The following is a 20,110-nucleotide window of genomic DNA, read 5'->3' as shown; positions in this document are numbered from 1 at the left end:
TATCAACAAGGATGATATCACCGGGAACGCCTGCAATGCGTTCCCGGTTTCTTATTTTCTCTCAATTACATGTACTATATCCCCCTCTCGTTTAAATTCAGGACCTCCCGCCAAGGTCAATATCTTCAAAATGGATTCCAATTTTTCATCCTTACTTATTTTCCCGCTAAAAGTATGACGTCCTATACCACCACCGTCCTCCACGAATCGCACGCCATACCACCGAGACAGAACCCGGGTCACCACGTCAAGACAATCCTCATTAAACACGAAAACGCCATAGCGCCAAGCGATCACGTTATCCAAGTCCACTTCTCTCAACTCAAAATCACTAGCACCTCGCTTCCAGTAAGATTGCATTCCCGGTTCCAATACCACGGGAGCCACGTCCACCATACAATCCGCCAAACTGACCTCAACCTTACCGGACAACAAGGTGGTGTAAATAGCTCCTTCGTTCGTGTAAGCGTTTATATTAAAAGAGGTCCCAAGGACACGAGTCTGCATATTGCCCGTTTCCACAACAAACGGTCTTTCCGCATCGGGCATCACTTCAAAATAAGCCTCTCCTGTCAATTTTACCTTCCTTTCTTTCCCCACGAATTGCGCGGGATATTCCAATTCAGTCTCGGCATTCAACCAAACCCGTGTTCCGTCACTTAATACTAGTAAATAGTCGCCCCCGATTGTCGTGTATATTTTATGAATCACCTCTTGCGAGGGGGAAATGGAATCCACAATCGGCTTGTACTGCAAACTTTTTCCAGTCTCAACAATCGTTATTTGTGCCAATTTTATACTATCGGAAGCATCACGTTCCAAACCGATTTGCCGACCGTCTTCAAGTACCAGCATCACTTTTCCCTGTTTTGGAGATATTTCCGTTTCTCGCACTTTCCGTTGTTCACTTGAGACTAACGGCATATCCGGTTGCCGCATTAAATTCCAAATAAAGAACATCCCATATAGACATACAGCCGCAACGCCGGAAGTCCACGCCACTCGAACCCATCGCTTTTGTCCCGAATTCTTGTACGCCAAACGCCTCGAAACGACTCGGTGTACCCGTTTGAAATCAGTTGTCTGGTTGATTTCATCCTCCAACCTCAAGCGTTCCCCGATACATTTCCAACGAATAATATTTTTATACAACTGGCGATTTTCTTCACACTCGTCCAGCCATGCCCCCAAGACTTCCCTTTCTTCCTCGGAAGCCGCACCCAACTTTACCCGAATGATTATTTGTGCCAGTATCTGTGCTTTATTGTATGTCATTATTTTTCCACTTGTTTCTATATAGACACCACAAAAAGAGAGACGGGATGAATGAAAACAAGAAAAATTCAAAAATTATTTTTAAACTTGCAACATGATATTATTTTACCTTCGTTTAAAACAATTCGAGAATACTAGTATATAGCCGCAATTTGGCTTTTATAATAAATTAATAATGAATATGAAAAAGCAATAAAGCTATTTTTGAATATTAAAAAACGAACGATTATTAAGATGAGGAAAAACGATGAATTAGAAACATTCATAAAAGAACACTATGCTGCTTTGTGTGCCGTTGCCGTTCGTTTTGTCGGTTCCTCGGAAGTTGCTAAAGACATCGCGCAGGAAGTCATTATCAAATTTTGGGAAAATCAGCATAAACAACAAGAAATCAACACTATAAATAACTTTCTTTATACCATGGTAAAAAATGAATCCTTGAATTACTTGAGAGGATTACAACGGGAAAACCAAAGGTATTCCAAACTAGAAATTGAGGAACAAGAAGACCCTCAAGTCCTAAACCTGTTGATAGCGGAAGACACAAACCAAGCTTTAATTAACGCAATCAAGACGTTACCACTCCAAAGCGCTCGTATCATGCGCCTTGTATTGTCCGGTTACGAGAACAAAGAGATCGCACAAACCATGGGTATCTCCGTGAACACGATAAAAACATTAAAATACGCCGCCATCCGTAAACTCCGGGAATATTTCAATTCCGGTAACTACGAGATAGAGTAGTTCAGTCCGACAGCAACAAACAGAAAAGGGCAGCCAAGATTACCCCTTTCATATCCCAATTCTGAAACTTTTTTAATGAAATCCTTCATCCTCTGGGAATAAGGGCTCACGAGCCGACACTCTCGATCCTGCCACTTTCCGCAGTTCTTTCAACGCTTTCACATCTTCCTCCTGCATCTCGACCAACACATCATCCTGTCTTTCCCAAACGATAGAATCGTACTTGACGACCTGGTGATATGGAGGCACTGACACGGCAAAAACCAAATCATTACCTATTTCCTTACTCCGGATCACAATCACACTATCAACATCAGCGCCGAATGCTTCTATAATTCTCTTGTGAAGGAACAATTCATACTTGTCCGGAGTACAATACAAGTAATCCAAATCGTCTTGTACCCCAACAGGTTGCCCGTCATCATCCACCCCGATGTATATTACACCGCCTTGACCGTTCAGAAAACCGCATATCGCACGCATCACTGCGTCGATCTGCCTTTCCACGTCAGCACTCTTGGCACCTGCCGAATAAACGATTGACGGCTCGAACTCTCGATCGACACCCCGATCTCCAAACGTCAGTTCTTCTTCGGGTTCCTGCACATATCCCTTGAAAGACAGTAAAGCCAGAAGCTCGTCATGTATCAGTCGGGAATTTCCAACCATACGTCCGGGCAATTCTTTTTCCAATAGATATCTAGCGACATTCGCAATATCCCCGTCGTCCGAATGGGAATAACGGACCAAATCGTCCTCCCGGGAACGATCTTTGCACGCCGCAAGCATCTTGATCACCGTCCATTGCCGTTGCAAGGCGGGGAAATGATGGAAATCCCGTTCCAGAAGATCACAATCGATATTCACCAAGTTCCCTCCCTCTACAAATTCATATCTTATAATCAAATAATTTATCAAGCAATCGTAATACGTCTTTAAACGATTGTTACTCAATATATGGGCGAGCAAACGGATAAAGTAAAGCAGGTTGAGATTGTCCAGGCTAATGTCACGTGTCACGTAATATTGCAACAGGCGAATCAACTCCTTCACGTATCCTTCCGAAATATCGATAGAGCGTTCTATTTTACCCGTGTTGAAATTAGCCTGTACTTCACCTTCCCTAAAACGTTTGCAATCCTCCAAATACTCGTTCACCAGATTCGCTACCGCATCATGACGGTCAAACGCCTCGGCAGAGGGTTGCACGACCTCTCCTTTTATTCGTCCCCGGGTGGGAACTTCTGTCAGTACCAACGAATAACAATCATTCTCCCGTAAATTCATCTCTCCCGCCCCCCCGGTATAGACCATGTACCCATTCTCGGCAAGCCAAATCCGCATCTCATTCTTCTCGTACAAGAACAATGCGTTACACGGGTCGCCGACTTGCAAACGAGCGACAGCCGAACGATTCAATTCCTCCCAGATCGAGAATTGAAGTTTCTCCTCCGTCGACTCGACCACGCTCGCCATCAACAGATCGCCAGGTTGAAAAATACCCTCGAGGGTATCCAACTTTGCCCGGGTAATATGACTCACGTGGAGCACCCCATCCCCCTCGTACTGGTCGTCCACGATAGAAACGAACATCAATGTCGGGTTCTGGTTATATATTAATTTTATCCTGATATTCACCACCGCACCCTCGGGCGGGCGTTTCCTTTTCAGTATATTCTTCTTCAAGTCATCCGAGAAGTCAGCAAACACGCCTCTCCACGTCTTCGTCACTTCCGCAAATTCTCCCTCGAAATTCAACTTCCTCCGGTTACTCCCGACCTTCAAGGCAAGCCCGTCAATTTCCATCACGGCATCGAATTTCATGGAAGTAGCTGACGATATGGTTATCGCCTTGTTGTCCACCAACAATTGCCCCCTTCCATCAAACATCCGTCCCTGGCAATTCCTCAATGCCTCGACCGATTTCAACTCGATCACTGCAACCAACTCGTCGATTGAAAACTTCAACAAATCTTCCCACGCGAATACCGGGTTCTTCTGGTAGAACAAAAGTGAATTGAAAGCATTCTTGCGGAACAACTCGTCTTTCTTACCCCGCAAAATATACAAATATCTGAAGAACATGGAACGCAGGCTTGCCAATTCTTCCTGCACGGGAACTCCCGACAGAAGCTTTGCGCCCAGAATCCAAAGCGCATCAAGGATCTGATCTTCCGTCCTTCCCTCGAAACTCAAGATATCATCCTGCTCCCGAATTAAAGCCACCCGCTCGTTCAAACTCTCCGTGACTCTCGGGAAGTTCTTATTCAACGTGTGATACACCAAAAGGACAAATCCCTCTGCCGGGAGAAGGTATAACCTGGGACTAAAGCGCACGATAGTCGATAAGGTAATCCATACCAATGACTTCTTGAACAAATAGCCGGACAGCGTCTGTTTCTGCAACTTCTCGGTCACATAATCTCCATCGCCTTCCGTGTCGATCAGGCGAATCGCCTCTCTCGCCGCGATAGCTTCATCCAAATAGCGTTCCACGAGCATCCGGGAATCATTCAACTTGACCCCCTCGTAACATTTCAAGTAAGTGGATCCCTCGATCAGCCATTCCAGAATACGAATAAACACGCCGTTCAAGTGACGATAGTCCTCTATCACGATCTCGTCCCCTGCCAATTCCGCCCTAACAACATTCAACAAAGAAAAAATCCACTCCGGTCCTCGCTTCTCGACAGAAGTAAAGTCATAATCACAAGTGTATTTCTCAAAAACGAACGCTTCATCCTCCGTGAAACGAATTTCCTCGAATAATTGTTCAAAAGACACGAAATCTATTGACTTATCCTTTATGTTACAGTTTACCATTGTAAATACATTTAAACAAGCACATTCCCGGGGAGTAAAGTCCCCATCGTAAAAAAAATCCACATGTAATCTTCCCCCTCTCGAATAATGACTATACAAAGAAAGAACTTTTTTTTGAAAATATATTCTTATCGCTATAAAAACACAAGAAAATGTATTCATATTATTTTTACTACATTTACCCTGTATAAATAAATTGAAACATGATTAGAAAATTTCGTCAAGAAGATGAAGACGCCATCATCCGAGTATGGCTGGAAGCATCGAGCGTCGGTCATCACTTTATCCCACTTGCTTACTGGGAAAACCTCGTTAAAGACGTACGTGATATATACCTACCTCAAAATGAAACATACGTCTACACGGATGACACAACCGGAAATATCGCAGGATTCCTCACCCTCTCGGAAGATTACATCGCCGGTATATTTGTAGCCCCGGATTACCATGGACAAGGCATAGGTCAAGCCCTGATGGCACACGCTAAAAAGCTAAGAACAAAATTGGAATTGAAAGTCTATCTAGAGAACACGCAAGCCTTCTCGTTCTATCTACGTCAAGGTTTCAAAATCTCCCGAGAACAAACAGACGAAGACACCGGACACAAAGAATACGTCATGGTATATCAAGAGGCTCTTTCAGTCTAGCACTTGACGCAATCCCGTTTCGATTCCTATATCCCGGAAATCATTTCTCAATTGAACTTTTCCCTTCTTGTCCACGACCATGTAAGAAGGGATGCCGTCAATCTTGAATTGTCGACAAACATAATTCCATTGTTTCCCGTCCAATCGATAGTGTTCGCCTTGTATATCCCCGATCATCTCCAACCATTTCGTTTTCGGGGCATGCTCCCCGGTAATGTAAACGAAAACCACCCGGTCATTTTCGAATTGTTTCTTCCTTGGCTCGAACCGGGCAATGGACTCCCGACAAGGTGCGCACCACGTGGCCCAAAAATCGATAAGCACGACTTTCCCCTTGTAACGGGCAGCGATAGCGTCAATCAACTTCTCGTCCGCTACCCGAGGAGTTTCCCGGATTCGGTCACCCACTTTGACCATGCTTTCGATCACGTCAGCTTCGATCTTTTTTCTCATTTGCTCGAAAGCCTGGGCATAATAAGGATCAACGGAAGCCAGATTTTCCTGCTGTTCTGCCGTCAAGGAATTCAGGTTTTCCAGCTGGTCATATATCCCTCGCAATTTAAAGTAATCTATCAAAAAACCTTTATCAACTCCCAACAACTGTTCCAACCGCTCGAGCGAAGTCACACGGTAAGCAACGCACTTGAAGCAATAGGGGAAATTCTCGGAATACAGCATATCCGAATGATTCAACTCCAACTCTTCCAATATCGCAAAGTGTTTATCCGTGAATGCCGGAGCCTTAAAATCTATTACCCGTTGGTTCCAATCAATATGGTTCGCACGACGATGCGCCTGCTCTAAATAACCTTCTCCACTACAAATCAGGATTGCCGCCCGACTTCTCAAATTGACTTTCATGTATTGCTTCACCCCCTCCGGTAAAGTCGCATCATTTACCAGACTATCCAAAGCTGCCCGATAATATTTCATCACGTGATTCGTGTACTCGTCAGCATTCATCCCCAGAATTTCCGAGTAAAAAGATTCCGGAAAAAACTCGATAGTCGTATTCTGCCCTTGCAAATCATTATTCAACGAGGTATATTCACTATTCCCGACGATATAAGCCAAAGGATAGGCTTTCATCCGATCTTTCTGGTAACGGGATGCCCGCCGGGTTGCTTCTTGCAAATCCACGTACACCTCCACGTCATCACCGGGAGCGGAAAAAAACATCAAATGAAAAAGGGCATTATCCACGTACACCCCACCCGTGGCATACTGATCAAATTCAAAAGTACAACTATGGTTGCCATCTATGCTTTTGGAAAACTCACCCCTCCCGCCGAATAGGTCGCTAACGCTAAGGCTAACCTCTCGCCCGTCCATCAATTCATGGTAACCACACAAGATCACTTTCACCTTCGTTTTCCCCATTTTCAATTCTGCCGGGGGCAAAACATTCGCTTTTTGCCAGTCCCGTGCAGCCATCTCGCACCGAATTGCCGACGGGGCGATCTCTATCCCGGGATTCAGGCTAAGTCCCCAAATATGCCATCCCCTCACGTTCATCCGGTCCTCAATAATATCTACCATGCTCACCCTTCTTGATAGCGGGGGAAAAAACAATTTAAAAGCATACTTCCCGGAATCGGGCATCCAAAAAACTTCATCCAATTTCAACCCATCCGCCCCTCGAATCAGGTATTTCTGTCCTTCTGCCTGAATATACATACTTGAAGCTACCCGAATCCAACTTCCGGGTTCCTGATAAACCTCGGCATACACGACGGTCACGGTATCGTTCCTCTCCAACCTGGTGATCTCCAGGCTGGAAGTATTCTTTACCTGAAACGCCGGGTAATCTATCACATGCACGCCCGTCCGGCAAGCCATGAACAAACCGACAAACACGCAAACAATCAATACAAGAAATCTTTTTATCATATTCATTGATTTAAAACATGAATCCCACTCAAACACAAAAGCCGTCCTTTTTATCGTGATAAATATAATTATATTATTAACAAATCACAAGAAATATTTGCTATCTGCCGAAATAAATGATCTTACACAACAATAGAGGAAAAATATCAAAGTAAATATTTATTTTTACACCCTCAAATATTTTATATGCCACAAGAAATTACAATATACACGGACGGTGCAGCTAGCGGGAATCCAGGACCCGGGGGATACGGGGTCGTGCTCATGGCGGGACCACACCGGAAAGAATTGTCGGAAGGATTCCGGCTCACGACCAACAACCGTATGGAATTGCTTGCCGTTATCATCGGGCTGAACGCCCTGCGTTTCCCAGGAAGCAACGTCACGGTCTACTCCGACTCGAAATACGTGGTCGATGCCGTCGAGAAAGGATGGGTATTCGGTTGGGAAAAAACAAGGTTCAAAAACAAAAAGAATCCTGACTTGTGGCAAAAATTTCTAGTCGTTTACCGCAAGCATAACGTGAAGTTCGTCTGGATAAAAGGACACGCCAGCATACCCGAGAACGAGCGTTGCGATCAACTCGCCGTAGCCGCCTACAAAGCTTCTAACTTACAGATAGATGAATATTATGAAGCAGAAGGTCGTTCCGACGAACAAATTTTCAGTTAAAAGGCAAAAAAAATTCTCTTTTGTTAGTCGCTAACGTTTTAAAATAACTATTTTCGCGCTACAATCTAATATAGAAAAGTAACATCGTTCGTCATAAAAAACTATCGAGATGAAGAAAATATTAATCGTTGGTGCAGGGGGACAAATCGGTTCCGAACTGGTTCCCTATTTGAGATCTATCTATGGAGATAACAATGTAGTGGCAGCCGATATCAGTGCTGAAAAATGTAAAGCATTGGCAGAAGCAGGTCCTTTCGAGGAGTTGAACGCCCTTGACGGAGAGGGTTTCAGCGCCATCGTGAAAAAATACAATATCGACACCATCTTCAACTTGGTTGCCTTATTGTCCGCCACGGGAGAAAAGAACCCGAAATTGGCATGGGACATCAACATCGGGGCATTAACCAATTCGCTGTACATCGCTAAAGATAACAATTGCGCCGTGTTCACGCCGAGTTCTATCGGAGCCTTCGGTAACGATACCCCGAAAGACAAAACCCCGCAAGACACGCTGCAACGTTCAAATACCACAATCTATGGTGTTTGCAAGGTGACCGGAGAACTTTTGAGTGATTATTATTTCCACCGCTTCGGGGTAGACACGCGGAGTGTACGTTTCCCTGGATTGATCTCATACGTGACTCTCCCCGGAGGAGGTACCACGGATTACGCCGTAGAAATCTACTACGATGCTATCCGCAAAGGTTCATTCACTTGTAACGTGGAAGCAGGTACCTACATGGATATGATGTACATTCCGGATGCCCTGCACGCTGTGGTTCAATTGATGGAAGCTGACCCGAGCAAACTGAAACACCGGAACAGCTTTAACATTGCGTCCATGAGTTTCGAGCCAGAACAAATTGCCGCAGAAATCCGCAAGCATATCCCGGACTTCAAAATGGATTACCAAATCGACCCGGTAAAACAAGCTATCGCCAACAGCTGGCCTAACAGCATGGACGACACTTGCGCACGCGAGGAATGGGGCTGGGCTCCGAAATACGACCTTACCAGCATGACCAATGATATGTTGGTAAAAGTGAAAGAGAAATTCGACAAAGGCTTGGTAAAATAATCAAGTTCTTCTATAATATTTTGAAGCTGCCCGTCACTCGCGGGCAGCTTTTATTTTTAGTTTTTAAAGCCATCTTTACGAAAAACAAAAATTATATACTACATTAGTAGCTTAATTACGAATAGACTATGTCAAAGAAGGAAAAGAAAACAACACGAGATATCGGTAAAAAAGAATTACACCGATTGCTATACGATATATTCTCCATGAACCCAACCCAATGCTTTAATTACAAGCAATTGGCTCAACAACTGAGAATTAAGAACATGAATGCCAAACAGCTGATCATGACCGTTCTCCACGAGATGAAAAACGATAATATGCTCACGGAAGAGTCGACCGGACAATTCAAGCTGAAAATAAGCACCATTTACGTCACAGGCATCATCGACCTCACGGCCAAAGGTACGGCTTACTTGGTTTCTGACGAATGCAAGGAAGACGTGTTTATCCCGCAGGTCGGGTTGAAACACGCTTTAAACGGGGATAAAGTAAAAGTGCTGTTATATGCCCGCAGTTCCAAACGCCGACCGGAAGGAGAAGTTGTCGAGATACTGGAACGCAAAAAAGAAACGTTCGTGGGGATTATCCAATGCTCTAAACAGTACGCCTTTCTCGTTCCGACAGGCAAACAACTACCCTATGATATTTTTATCCCGCTGAACGAGTTGAACGGCGCAAAAGATGGTGAAAAAGCCATTGTCAAGATTACCGAATGGCCTGAAAATCAAAAGAACCCGGTAGGAAAAGTACTGGAAGTACTGGGTACTCCAGGAGATAACGATACCGAGATGAACGCCATCATGGCAGAATTTGAACTTCCGGTGCAATTCCCCGCCAGCGTGGAGAAAGCCGCACAAAAGATAAAAGACACCATCCCTGCCGAAGAAATCAAAAACAGAAGGGATTTCCGGGACATCACGACCTTCACGATTGACCCGAAGGATGCCAAGGACTTCGATGATGCCCTTTCCATCCAAAAACTGAAAAACGGAAATTACGAGGTCGGCGTGCATATTGCGGATGTCAGCTTTTACGTGACTCCCGATTCGACACTGGATAAAGAGGCATACAGTCGGGCAACCTCGGTTTACCTCGTGGATCGCACGATCCCCATGTTGCCGGAACACCTGTCAAACGGGTTATGTTCCCTGCGCCCGAACGAAGAGAAACTCTGTTTCTCGGCAGTCTTCGAGTTGAACGAAAACGCCGAAGTCATGAAACAATGGTTCGGGCGAACGATTATCAAATCGGACAGACGTTTCACCTACGAGGAGGCTCAAGCAATGATAGAGGGCGAAGACGGTGATTTCAAATCCGAAATACTGGTACTGAACAATCTGGCACAGAAATTACGTGATGCCCGTTTCCAAAACGGCGCTATCGCATTCGACCGTATAGAAGTACGTTTCGACATCGACGAGAAGGGAAAAACCACCGGAGTATATTTCAAACGCTCGAAAGAAGCCAACAAGCTTATCGAGGAGTTCATGTTACTTGCTAACAAAAAAGTCGCCGAGAGAATCGGCAAGATCAAAGAAGGACAGAAAGCAAAAACTTTCGTGTACCGTATCCACGATCAACCCAATAGCGAGAAACTAGAGGACTTCAGCCGTTTTATAGCGAAATTCGGATACCGGATTCGGACAACTTCTCCCCGGCAATTGTCCTCTTCCATGAACAAATTGATGGAAGACGTGCAAGACCGTCCGGAACAGAATATGATTGAAACATTAGCCATCCGTACCATGGCAAAAGCCGTCTACTCGACAGTAAACGTGGGACACTACGGTTTGGCTTTCGACTATTATTCCCACTTCACCTCTCCCATCCGGCGATACCCGGATGTGATGACCCACCGATTGTTACAACGTTATCTCGACGGGGGGCGCTCTGCCAATGCAGAAAAATACGAGGAAATGTGTAAACATTGTTCTGACATGGAACAAGTGGCATCCAATGCGGAAAGAGCCTCTATCAAATACAAACAGGTAGAGTTCATGAGCGATAAATTGGGTCAGAATTTCATGGGAACTATTTCCGGTGTCACGCAATGGGGTTTCTATGTGGAACTGAACGACACCAAGTGCGAGGGACTTGTTTCCATCACCGAACTGGAAGGAGATTATTACGAATTTGACGAGGAAAACTACTGCATCGTGGGACGCCATCACCGGAAGATATACCAACTCGGCGATCAAGTCCTCGTGAAAGTAGCCAAGGCAAATCTTGTCGCCCGGCAACTGGACTTTTCACTCGTGGGAAGTGAAAGCAATAACACGGCACCCGCAGCTGCTCCCAAAGCATCTGCCAGCCGCCGAGAGAAACCAGAACGAAAACTCCGCCGGGGTCGCCGGGGTAATGCCGCTTCCAACAGGAAAGAAAGAAAAAACAACCGCAAAAAGAAATAAAGAATGGGATGCTTCCAAAGAGGCATCCCATTTTGTCACTACGATTACTTTGTAACTCACTCTATCTTACAATATTCATCTCTCGAATCAGATTATGAGCCCCCGCGTATTTGTCCACGATAAATAACAAGTAGCGTACATCCAGACAAATACAACGTTGCAAATTTCTTTCGAAATTCAAATCTCCGGACATAGCCTCAGCGTTCCCGTCAAAGGCTATCCCCACAAGCTCGCCGTTTGCGTTGATAACAGGAGAACCGGAGTTTCCGCCCGTGATATCGTTATTCGTGATAAAACAAACCGGAAGCCAATCCTCACCATAAGGCGCAAAATCTTTTGCTCTATATAGCTCTGCCAGTTTCTCCGACACTTCATACTCTCCCGATCTCGTACTTTCTTTTTCAAAAATACCAGCCATTTCGGTTTGGTAATTGTAACGTACACCATCCCGGGGCGTGTAACTACACACCTTGCCATAAGTCATGCGAATCGTGAAATTAGCATCAGGAGCCCAAACCCTATCCGGTTCCCTCTCCAATAACCCTCTCACGAAAAGACGACTTCCGCATGCTATGTCATCATAAAGAACCTGAGGAACTGCACGCTGCATCTGTTCAAACAGCATCCCTATTGACAATCCCGTCCGAAAACAAAGATCGTTTTCCAACTTCATTCTATCAGGATGTTCCACGAAAGCATTAAAGCGCTTTTCATCCATAAAGATCGACGTGTGGTTCATATCCCGGGCAAACCGATCAAAATTTCCTTTATACCTCTGTTTAATCCACTTGATAATATCCGGATAAACCTCCACAGGCATTTCCTCCGCGTACAACTGAAGCATTGCTCCTGTCACCCGGGCATCTATTTCTCCATTGAAATCCTTGAAAAAATCACTCGCCACTCTCTTCAATGTTGTCACAATCAGCCCCCGACTCTCCCGACTCATCGTCCGGTTGCATAACGAATCTAATAAATCACTCGTTTGAAAAGCAAAAGCATATGCCTCTCCTCCTTGATAAAGGGCATTGATCACGTAATCTTGCACGAGAGAAAACTCTTTCGTGCCCTCAAACCCTTTTCGCATAGAGGGTAATACCTTCCCGTAACGAGCCTGACGAGCCGGATCGTTATTTACCCACGCCGTGAAATCTTGCTCCAAGCGTTCCTTACCACCCATCAAATTTAACTTCCTCACCGCCGCATTCTGCGCACAAGCATATTTCCAAGTATTAGCGCATTGGGCATACTTCACAGCATATTGAATCTTCGTCTTCGGGTCTTTCTCCATTCCCTCCCGCATCACTCGCAACTTTTCGCCATTCACCTTATAAAGCACATCATTCGTCGCTACCACAGACTGTAAACCAGCCGCCGAGAGGTAACGATTTGTCATCCCCGGGAAGCCCATAACCATCGTGAAATCATTTTCCTCCACGCCTTTCAGGGAGATTGGCAATACGTGCTTCGGCTTCAACGGAATATTGTTCGGAGAATAATCTGCCGGTTCTCCATTGGCATCCGTGTAAATACGAAACAAAGAAAAATCCCCCGTGTGACGAGGCCACACCCAGTTATCGGTATCTCCCCCAAAATTTCCGATATTCCGGGGAGGAGCACCTACTAGACGCACATCCCGGTAAACTTTATAAACAAACAAAAAATATTGGTTCCCGTTGAACATACTCACCACCTGGGCTGAAAGAGTCGTTCCCCGAGTCACCTGTTCCACGATCTGTTGTTGCAGCGACTCGAAAACTTTATCCCGTTCATTCTCTCTCATCTCATCTTTCAAATAACGGTTTACAACTTCGGTCACATCCTCGATCCCCTCCAAAATAGAAGCCGTCAACCCCGGGTTAGACAACTCTTGACTACGGTCATAAGCCCAAAAACCATCTCCCAAGTAATCATGCTCCACGGTGGAATGCTGTTGAATATAGGGTAAACCACAATGATGATTCGTAACCATCAACCCCTCGCCGGAAACAATTTCCCCCGTGCAAAATCCCATGAAAGGTTGCTCCACGGTACCCAATCCCACGATTGCATCTTTCAGGCTAGAGTGATTCATGGAAAAAATTTTCTCAGCCGACAACTTGCACCCCATCTCTTGCATGGTTACTATTTTCTGATTCAACTGAGTCAGCAGCCACATGCCTCCATCTGCACGAGCTACTGTTGCAATAAATAACGCAAATAAAATAATAAAACCTTTCTTCATCTGCAACTATTGTATGATAATCGTAAAAATATTCTCAAAATCTGCCGAGTGTCCTGGTCCCTCGAAATGCAAAGACACCTTGTAACGTCCAGAAGGAATCTCATGCTTAAAGGGTACGGTAAAAGTCCCATCCCCCCGAACCGTCACGTATTCCATGAATTTGTCCACGTCACCCTTATCGGTCGTCACTTTCGCAATAGAGACATAAATCGGATTCGTCCCTTGCACGCCCTGAATAGCCGTACTTACCCACGGTATATCGAAATGCGCACGATCGTAATCTTTACCGGGCACATCTATCTCCTCGTACTCGCCCATTTCATGTAACATTTCCACCCACTGCTCCCATGTCATCGATTTATGTCCCCAATCATAAAATTCCGATACAAAATATTCCCAACTCGGGTTCGGTCCTTTCACCATGCCCGAATCCAAATCCGTTCTCACCAACAAAGAATCAGGATCATATCCGGCATCATTCACGAACAAATACCCTTCCGCAATATCGTGACACGATAAGGTCACGCATACCATAATCAAACTGTATAATAAATTTCTCATTATTCCCCATTTTAAAGTATAAAACTCAATACATAGTTATAGTTTAAAGCATGTACCACTCCATTCTCGGGTTGAATGTCCGGAGAGGACATCGGAATTTGCAAATTGGTTTGCAATGACCATAAACTCATCGTCTCGGCTCCGGCATCTGGCACTCCGGCATAATCTGATTTATCCCGCCAAAAACGCACCTTATTCCCCTGCAACATGGTAATATCCGTGCAACCATCCTGCAAAGGGTCATTTGCTTTATATTCCCGATTGCGGTAAGCAACATCTTTTTTCAGTATTTTTCCTTTGGTCACGTGTTGAAGCACCATAAATTTAGCAATATCAGGATCGATTTGTTGAATACTATCATACCTTTTTTCATACATATACCGTTCCACGGTCATGCTTGGTATACCCAAAAACGTGATTTCAGGCAAGGAGTCCACTCGCCCCTCGAACAAATCACTTAAACCTGCTTGTTCTATCAATTGTACAGTATATCCCCACTCGTAATCATTGCTTCTTAAATAGTCCATAATCGACCCTTCGTAATAAGGGCTACTTATTCCAGTATCATACACCGTCTGTTTCGTGCACGCCACAAATATCAACAATACCATGCATCCCAATAATATTTTTTTCATGATCTTTCGTTTTAAATTCAACCGTTTTATTCGAATCTCTTCCAATAGGTATTCTGACGCATTTTGGGATTATTATAAAATGCAAATGTTCCTAACGCCCAAAATAAAGCCCCATCAATATAATCTTGTTCAGAAAGAGTGCGATACCCACTCCCTAACATACTCCGCACGTAATTATTACGCACGATATCCAAATAACGATACCCTTCGAAAATCAGCTCTTTCTCTCGCTCTTTGAAAACAGCCATTTGCAAATTTCCCGCATACTCTGAAGCATTATAACGTTTCGCCTGGGCTCGATCCCGAACCACATTAATATCGGCAATCGCTAACTCTTTCTTGTTCAAACGAGCTCGACACTCCGCACGCAATAAATAAATATCAGCCAATCGCCACCAAATATAATTTTGATTAATATGAAGATATTCCCCGATTTTCGGTCCACTTGTTTCCACCGCAACCTCTCTCCACTTGTATGGGTAAGCAAATCCACCCGTGATTTCCACGGAATCGGGAGAAGCCATCTCTTCAAAAGCATAAAAATAAGCATCCCGTCGCAAATCACCCTCTTCATACATTTTTCGAACAGTCTCCGTCTTCACGCGAATTACCGCCTCTTTTACTTCTCGTTTTCCATAATTCAACATAGGCCACGTCTGGAAAAGAGGAGCTTGGTCCACCAAATTTTTCCAAGATGGCCCAAAATCATCCCAGAAACCAACATACACACTTTCATATATACTTTCAGCACTTCCACCCACCAACACTTGCGTACACACCTTTTCCGGATTTGCCGCCAAACGATAGCAGCCCGTTGCTTCTCCTTGCTCGGAGCCAATGATATCCGTGCAAGCCTGTTCCGCCTTTTCCCACAATTTAGCCTCATCATAATTCCGCTCGGAAGGTTGTGCCATCCATTTACATCCGGCTTTCCATGCAGCAAGATAAGCTAAAACTGCATTAGCCGCTCCTTTACAAGGAACCGATTTATATGTGGTCGCATTTCCTTGCGAATCCGTCACCTTGTCAAAATCCGGTAACAAACGAACAGCCTCCTCTGCCAATTCAATAGCGTGATCCGCCACTGTCGTCCAGTAAGATTTCTCTCTCGATTCCAAAGGAATCTCCTCTTCCACCAACACACAATCTCCCCAGAAATAAATCAAATCCAAATAAGCCACCGCTTTATAGAAAAGAGCCGACCCTCGGTAATAATCCTTGCGTTCTTGTTTCATTTCAATGCCATCTAAAAAATAGAGCACCACATTCGCCCCGGCAATTACTTCATAACGATCGCCCCAAGGATTTCTGACTACATCACTATATTCAAAATTACGAGCGGCATTAGCGACATCGGTTGTATCACACACCATTCCTCGCACGATCATTCCCCATGCACTATTGTCATAAAACTCTTTTCTTATAACACTCTGCACCCCATTTAACGAACTTTCTATATCCAATTCCGTTTCCAAACCATTTTCAAAAGTCACAGAATTTTCCGGCACCATGTCCAACAAATCGCTACAAGCAAAAGAAACAAGGGAACACCACAAGATAATAGCAATTCTTTGTATCATTTTATTAGAATTTTACTGTTAAACCTAATGTAAACTTACGAGCTAACGGGTAGTTTCTTCCTCCATCATTTCCAGTACGAATATCTACCGTTTCTGGATCCATTCCCGAATAATTCGTGAACGTCAACAAATTCTCCCCACTAGCAAAGAAACGAACCTGTTTCAATCCGATCTTCTTCATCCATACCTGCGGTAGGTTGTAGCCAACCGTCACTGTTTTCAACTTCAACCAATTCACCTTTTCCACGTCTTTAGCCACATCCGTCACACCATTTCCTCCATACGGGTAATCGGCTCGATCGCCCGGTTTCGACCAGAATGTAACTTTCCTTGCATCATATAACAGAGGACCTTGATTTTTCGTCAACGCATTGATCGGCATCAAATTAATTATACAACGTCCCAATTGATAAGCCATAGAAAGATTCAAATCAAAATTCTTCCACTTGAACTCACTGACCAATCCTCCATAAAATTCAGGAAGAGCACTCCCAACGCACACTACATCATCACTACTAATTTGCCCATCACCATTTATATCCACGAATTTGTAATCTCCCGGTTTATAATAAATCGAAGCATACCCGCTATCGCTGATATAAGCCTTGTAACCATCAGCCCGCCAGTAAGCAGGAATATCATCCTGATAATCCACAAAGCCATCCGTTTTCAACACTTTAACCTCATTAATACTCCGTCCAATCACTTTCGTTCCCAAGTCCTGACCGGATGTCGTGGAACGAAGACGGTTCCAATTACGAGCCCCATTGACCGTCACCTTCCAATACAAATCAGAACGGCGGAATATCTCGTATTTCACCAAAAGTTCCAACCCCTCGTTAGATAACGATGCCGCATTTCTCCACTGCGACGCAAACCCTGAAATGTGTCCAAGACCAGGAAGATTATACTTGGACAACATTTTATTCGTGTAGCGATAATAATAATCTACCACAACGCCTAAACGATAATTGAAAAAATCTAGATCCAACCCGAAATCATATTGATCCGTTTGCTCCCACGACAAATTATCATTATACAATCCCTCCTTCCACTCCGGATTCAAAGTCGAATTTCCCATGGAAGGTGCCCCTACTTCCATGATTCCTTGTGCTAAGTAACAATAATCGAAATCCATTCCCGAACGCCCCCAGCTAGCTCGGAATTTACCGAACGACAACCAATTTGACAAAGAAGTCAAGAAAGGTTCCTCTGAAAATGTCCAAGCACCCGCCACGGAAGGAAAGAATCCCCACTTGTTGTTTTTTCCAAAAGTGGAACTTCCATCCGTCCGAAAACTCACGGATAATAAATACTTCCGCAAATAATTATATTCCCCGCGAAAGAAATAAGAAAGCAAAACCTTCTCCTGCATATCGGAATAATAATTTTTTAGGGCGATTGTTTTAGCATAACTACCGTATCCCTCTACCGTTAAAGAAGGAAGCGTAGAGGGAGCATAGTAGATCTTGTCACTCGGGGATTTCTGAGCGTATCCCGTGTTATTTTCCAATTGGTCGTATTGATAGGATAATCCCGCCAATAATGACATACTATGTTGTTCCTCATTGAAACTACACTTATACGTAAGTAAGTTTTCGTTCAACACCATTAAATTGGTACCCTGATCACCAGTACTCTTCGAATAACCACTGTAACTCAACGAGGAGGGTTCAAACAAATTTCTCCGGCTAATAGCATAATCTGCCGCCCCGGAAGTAGAGAAATCTAACCCCTTCAAAATATTATAGGTCAACCGGAAATTAGCCCGTAAACGAATGTTCCGATTTTTATCCACCGTACCTTGCAATTTATCCAACACATTCTCCCATACTGCAGTCCCCTCACCCGGATATAACGAACTCAATTCATAAGGATCTCCAGGAACTACCTCTATGGAATTAGCCATAGAACCGCTTCTCTTCCGGTTTGCCAAAGATGCGCTAAACTGCATATCGACAGATAACTTCTCTACGGGACGAACCGTCATTTGAGATTGCAAATCAATACGATTATACCCCGTGCCCCGCAAAATACCGGTTTCATCATAATATCCCGCACCTATACTATAATTCATGCGCTCGGAACCAGCATAAGTCTGGATATTAGCATTCGTAACCTTTCCCGTGTGAAAATACATTGGAAAAAAATTCGTGGAATTATTGTAAAAAGAATTCAAACTATCTTGCAAAGGACCGCCCCCGTCCATCCGGTTATCCGGTTTCGGTACCCAATAAGCATCCAAGCGAGCACCATCATTCCGATGATCCCAAACCTCTTTGTGTGAAGTCGGGTATTTCCACATTTTCGTGGTCTCATCGCGATAAGCTCTCATATTACGATATTTCTGAGCATACCTACGAAAATCCCGTTCTCCTTTACCGATCGTCACGGGAGGTAATTCGGGAAGTATTGACCAAGACTGTGAAAAATTCACAGAAAACGTCGCATCCTGCCCTTTTTTCCCCTTCTTAGTTGTCACGATAATCACGCCGTTTGCTGCCCGTGAACCATAAATAGAAGCAGCAGAAGCATCTTTCAACACCTGAACCGACTCTATCATATCCGGATTTAAATCAGCCAACATATTCGTACCTGTCACCGGAGAAGAAAAAGAATTCATCGGTACCCCATCAACGACCCACAACGGGTTAGAAAAACGACGATACAAATCCTGATCCAACGAATTGTACCCCCGAATCACGACAGAAGTATTTCCCGCACCCGGAGCTCCAGACATATTCGTTATATCCAACCCTGCAACCCGCCCCTGCAACAAATTCGCAATACTTGGGGAAGGAATACCTTGCAACTCTTCAGCCTTCACCACAGAAATCGAACCTGTGGCTTCCCGTTTCGTGGTCGTACCATAAGCAACAACAACAGTTTCATCCAAAGCCATCACTTCCTCTTCCAGTACAATACGCAACGTGTCATTAGCCATCTTCTCGGAAAATTCCACGCTTCGTTTTTTATAACCCACGAAAGAAAATTCTAGTTTCCCATTCAACAAGGGTAACTTCACGGAAAACCAACCGTTAACATCGGTAGCTGTTCCCACAGAAGTCCCGACCAATTGAATCGTAACACCAGGAAGCGGAGCCTTTTTACTATCATACACCCACCCTTTAAGGGTCAAAGATTTAACATCGTCTGGAGTTCTTTTTTTAATGATAAACGTACGATTCAAGAACTCATAATCCAAACCGGTTCCCTGCAAACAGTATTGCAAAATAGACGTAACCGGTTCGTTTTTAAATTCAGCCGTAACACTTTTAGTTGATGGTAGTTGCTCATGATTGTAAATAAACGAGTAGCCCGTTTGCTGTTCAAGCAAATCAAAAATTTTTTCTAATTTACACTCCTTCACAGAGAAGGTTACTCGGGTTTCCTGAGAATAGGCTGATGCAGTTACTTGCATAAAATTAACAAGCAACAATAAAGTTGTTAATTTCATAATGTTAATTACTTTTTGTAAAATACGATTCCTCAAAAATCGTAAATGTCGATTTTTTGTCATACATTTGTTTTGATTAAATGGTTAAACCTCTGGTTTATTATTGCTAATGC

At 44.2% G+C, this 20,110-nt stretch carries 13 protein-coding genes; 5 read left to right on the top strand and 8 right to left on the bottom strand.

Annotated elements, in window-relative coordinates; genetic code table 11:
• Positions 1-51 precede the first annotated feature (51 nt).
• Positions 52-1,275 (bottom strand): FecR family protein, encoded by a 1,224-nt coding sequence (locus A3CY_RS0111925; protein ID WP_018338155.1) that lies wholly within the window; start codon positions 1,273-1,275, stop codon positions 52-54.
• A 234-nt stretch (positions 1,276-1,509) separates the two neighbouring features.
• On the opposite strand from A3CY_RS0111925, the gene A3CY_RS0111920 reads away from it, so the two are divergent.
• Positions 1,510-2,019 carry a sigma-70 family RNA polymerase sigma factor gene (locus A3CY_RS0111920; RefSeq protein WP_040371572.1) on the top strand — a complete coding sequence of 170 codons (510 nt, stop codon included), beginning with the start codon at positions 1,510-1,512 and terminating at the stop codon, positions 2,017-2,019.
• Positions 2,020-2,091: 72 nt separating this feature from the next.
• On the opposite strand, the gene A3CY_RS0111915 is transcribed toward A3CY_RS0111920, so the two are convergent.
• Complete coding sequence (locus tag A3CY_RS0111915; RefSeq protein WP_026207599.1) at positions 2,092-4,842, bottom strand: AlbA family DNA-binding domain-containing protein; 2,751 nt, start codon at positions 4,840-4,842, stop codon at positions 2,092-2,094.
• A gap of 203 nt (positions 4,843-5,045) precedes the next feature.
• On the opposite strand from A3CY_RS0111915, the gene A3CY_RS0111910 reads away from it, so the two are divergent.
• Positions 5,046-5,489 (top strand): N-acetyltransferase, encoded by a 444-nt coding sequence (locus A3CY_RS0111910; protein ID WP_018338152.1) that lies wholly within the window; start codon positions 5,046-5,048, stop codon positions 5,487-5,489.
• On the opposite strand, the gene A3CY_RS0111905 is transcribed toward A3CY_RS0111910, so the two are convergent.
• Positions 5,481-7,379 (bottom strand): TlpA family protein disulfide reductase, encoded by a 1,899-nt coding sequence (locus A3CY_RS0111905; RefSeq protein WP_169503634.1) that lies wholly within the window; start codon positions 7,377-7,379, stop codon positions 5,481-5,483. The two genes, A3CY_RS0111910 and A3CY_RS0111905, sit on opposite strands and share 9 nt — an antisense overlap.
• Before the next feature lie 186 nt (positions 7,380-7,565).
• On the opposite strand from A3CY_RS0111905, the gene rnhA reads away from it, so the two are divergent.
• The 3 genes from rnhA to rnr all read left to right on the top strand — a co-directional run bounded on the left by rnhA (position 7,566) and on the right by rnr (position 11,540).
• Positions 7,566-8,051: a ribonuclease HI gene (rnhA, locus tag A3CY_RS0111900; RefSeq protein WP_018338150.1), complete on the top strand. Its 486-nt coding sequence runs from the start codon at positions 7,566-7,568 to the stop codon at positions 8,049-8,051.
• A gap of 109 nt (positions 8,052-8,160) precedes the next feature.
• The gene (locus A3CY_RS0111895; protein ID WP_018338149.1) at positions 8,161-9,129 is read left to right on the top strand and encodes an NAD-dependent epimerase/dehydratase family protein; all 969 of its coding nucleotides are present in this window, start codon (positions 8,161-8,163) and stop codon (positions 9,127-9,129) included.
• A gap of 128 nt (positions 9,130-9,257) precedes the next feature.
• Positions 9,258-11,540: a ribonuclease R gene (gene rnr, locus A3CY_RS0111890; RefSeq protein ID WP_018338148.1), complete on the top strand. Its 2,283-nt coding sequence runs from the start codon at positions 9,258-9,260 to the stop codon at positions 11,538-11,540.
• 61 nt (positions 11,541-11,601) lie between these two features.
• Here rnr and A3CY_RS0111885 read toward each other — a convergent pair whose 3' ends face one another.
• The 5 genes from A3CY_RS0111885 to A3CY_RS0111865 are packed head-to-tail and all read right to left on the bottom strand — an operon-like array spanning position 11,602 to position 19,997.
• Positions 11,602-13,764, bottom strand: coding sequence for a S46 family peptidase (locus A3CY_RS0111885; RefSeq protein ID WP_018338147.1), 2,163 nt, complete (start codon positions 13,762-13,764; stop codon positions 11,602-11,604).
• A 6-nt stretch (positions 13,765-13,770) separates the two neighbouring features.
• Complete coding sequence (locus A3CY_RS22105; protein WP_018338146.1) at positions 13,771-14,325, bottom strand: hypothetical protein; 555 nt, start codon at positions 14,323-14,325, stop codon at positions 13,771-13,773.
• 11 nt (positions 14,326-14,336) lie between these two features.
• Complete coding sequence (locus tag A3CY_RS0111875; protein WP_018338145.1) at positions 14,337-14,960, bottom strand: hypothetical protein; 624 nt, start codon at positions 14,958-14,960, stop codon at positions 14,337-14,339.
• Positions 14,961-14,986: 26 nt separating this feature from the next.
• Complete coding sequence (locus A3CY_RS0111870) at positions 14,987-16,540, bottom strand: RagB/SusD family nutrient uptake outer membrane protein (RefSeq protein ID WP_018338144.1); 1,554 nt, start codon at positions 16,538-16,540, stop codon at positions 14,987-14,989.
• A 4-nt stretch (positions 16,541-16,544) separates the two neighbouring features.
• Positions 16,545-19,997, bottom strand: coding sequence for a TonB-dependent receptor (locus tag A3CY_RS0111865; RefSeq protein ID WP_155828289.1), 3,453 nt, complete (start codon positions 19,995-19,997; stop codon positions 16,545-16,547).
• Between the last annotated feature and the right edge of the window lie 113 nt (positions 19,998-20,110).

The organism is Butyricimonas synergistica DSM 23225 (genome assembly GCF_000379665.1).
GTDB classification, from domain to species: Bacteria; Bacteroidota; Bacteroidia; order Bacteroidales; family Marinifilaceae; genus Butyricimonas; species Butyricimonas synergistica.
The sequence above is the reverse complement of the archived record's forward strand: the minus strand, read 5'-3'. Positions and strand labels throughout refer to the sequence as shown.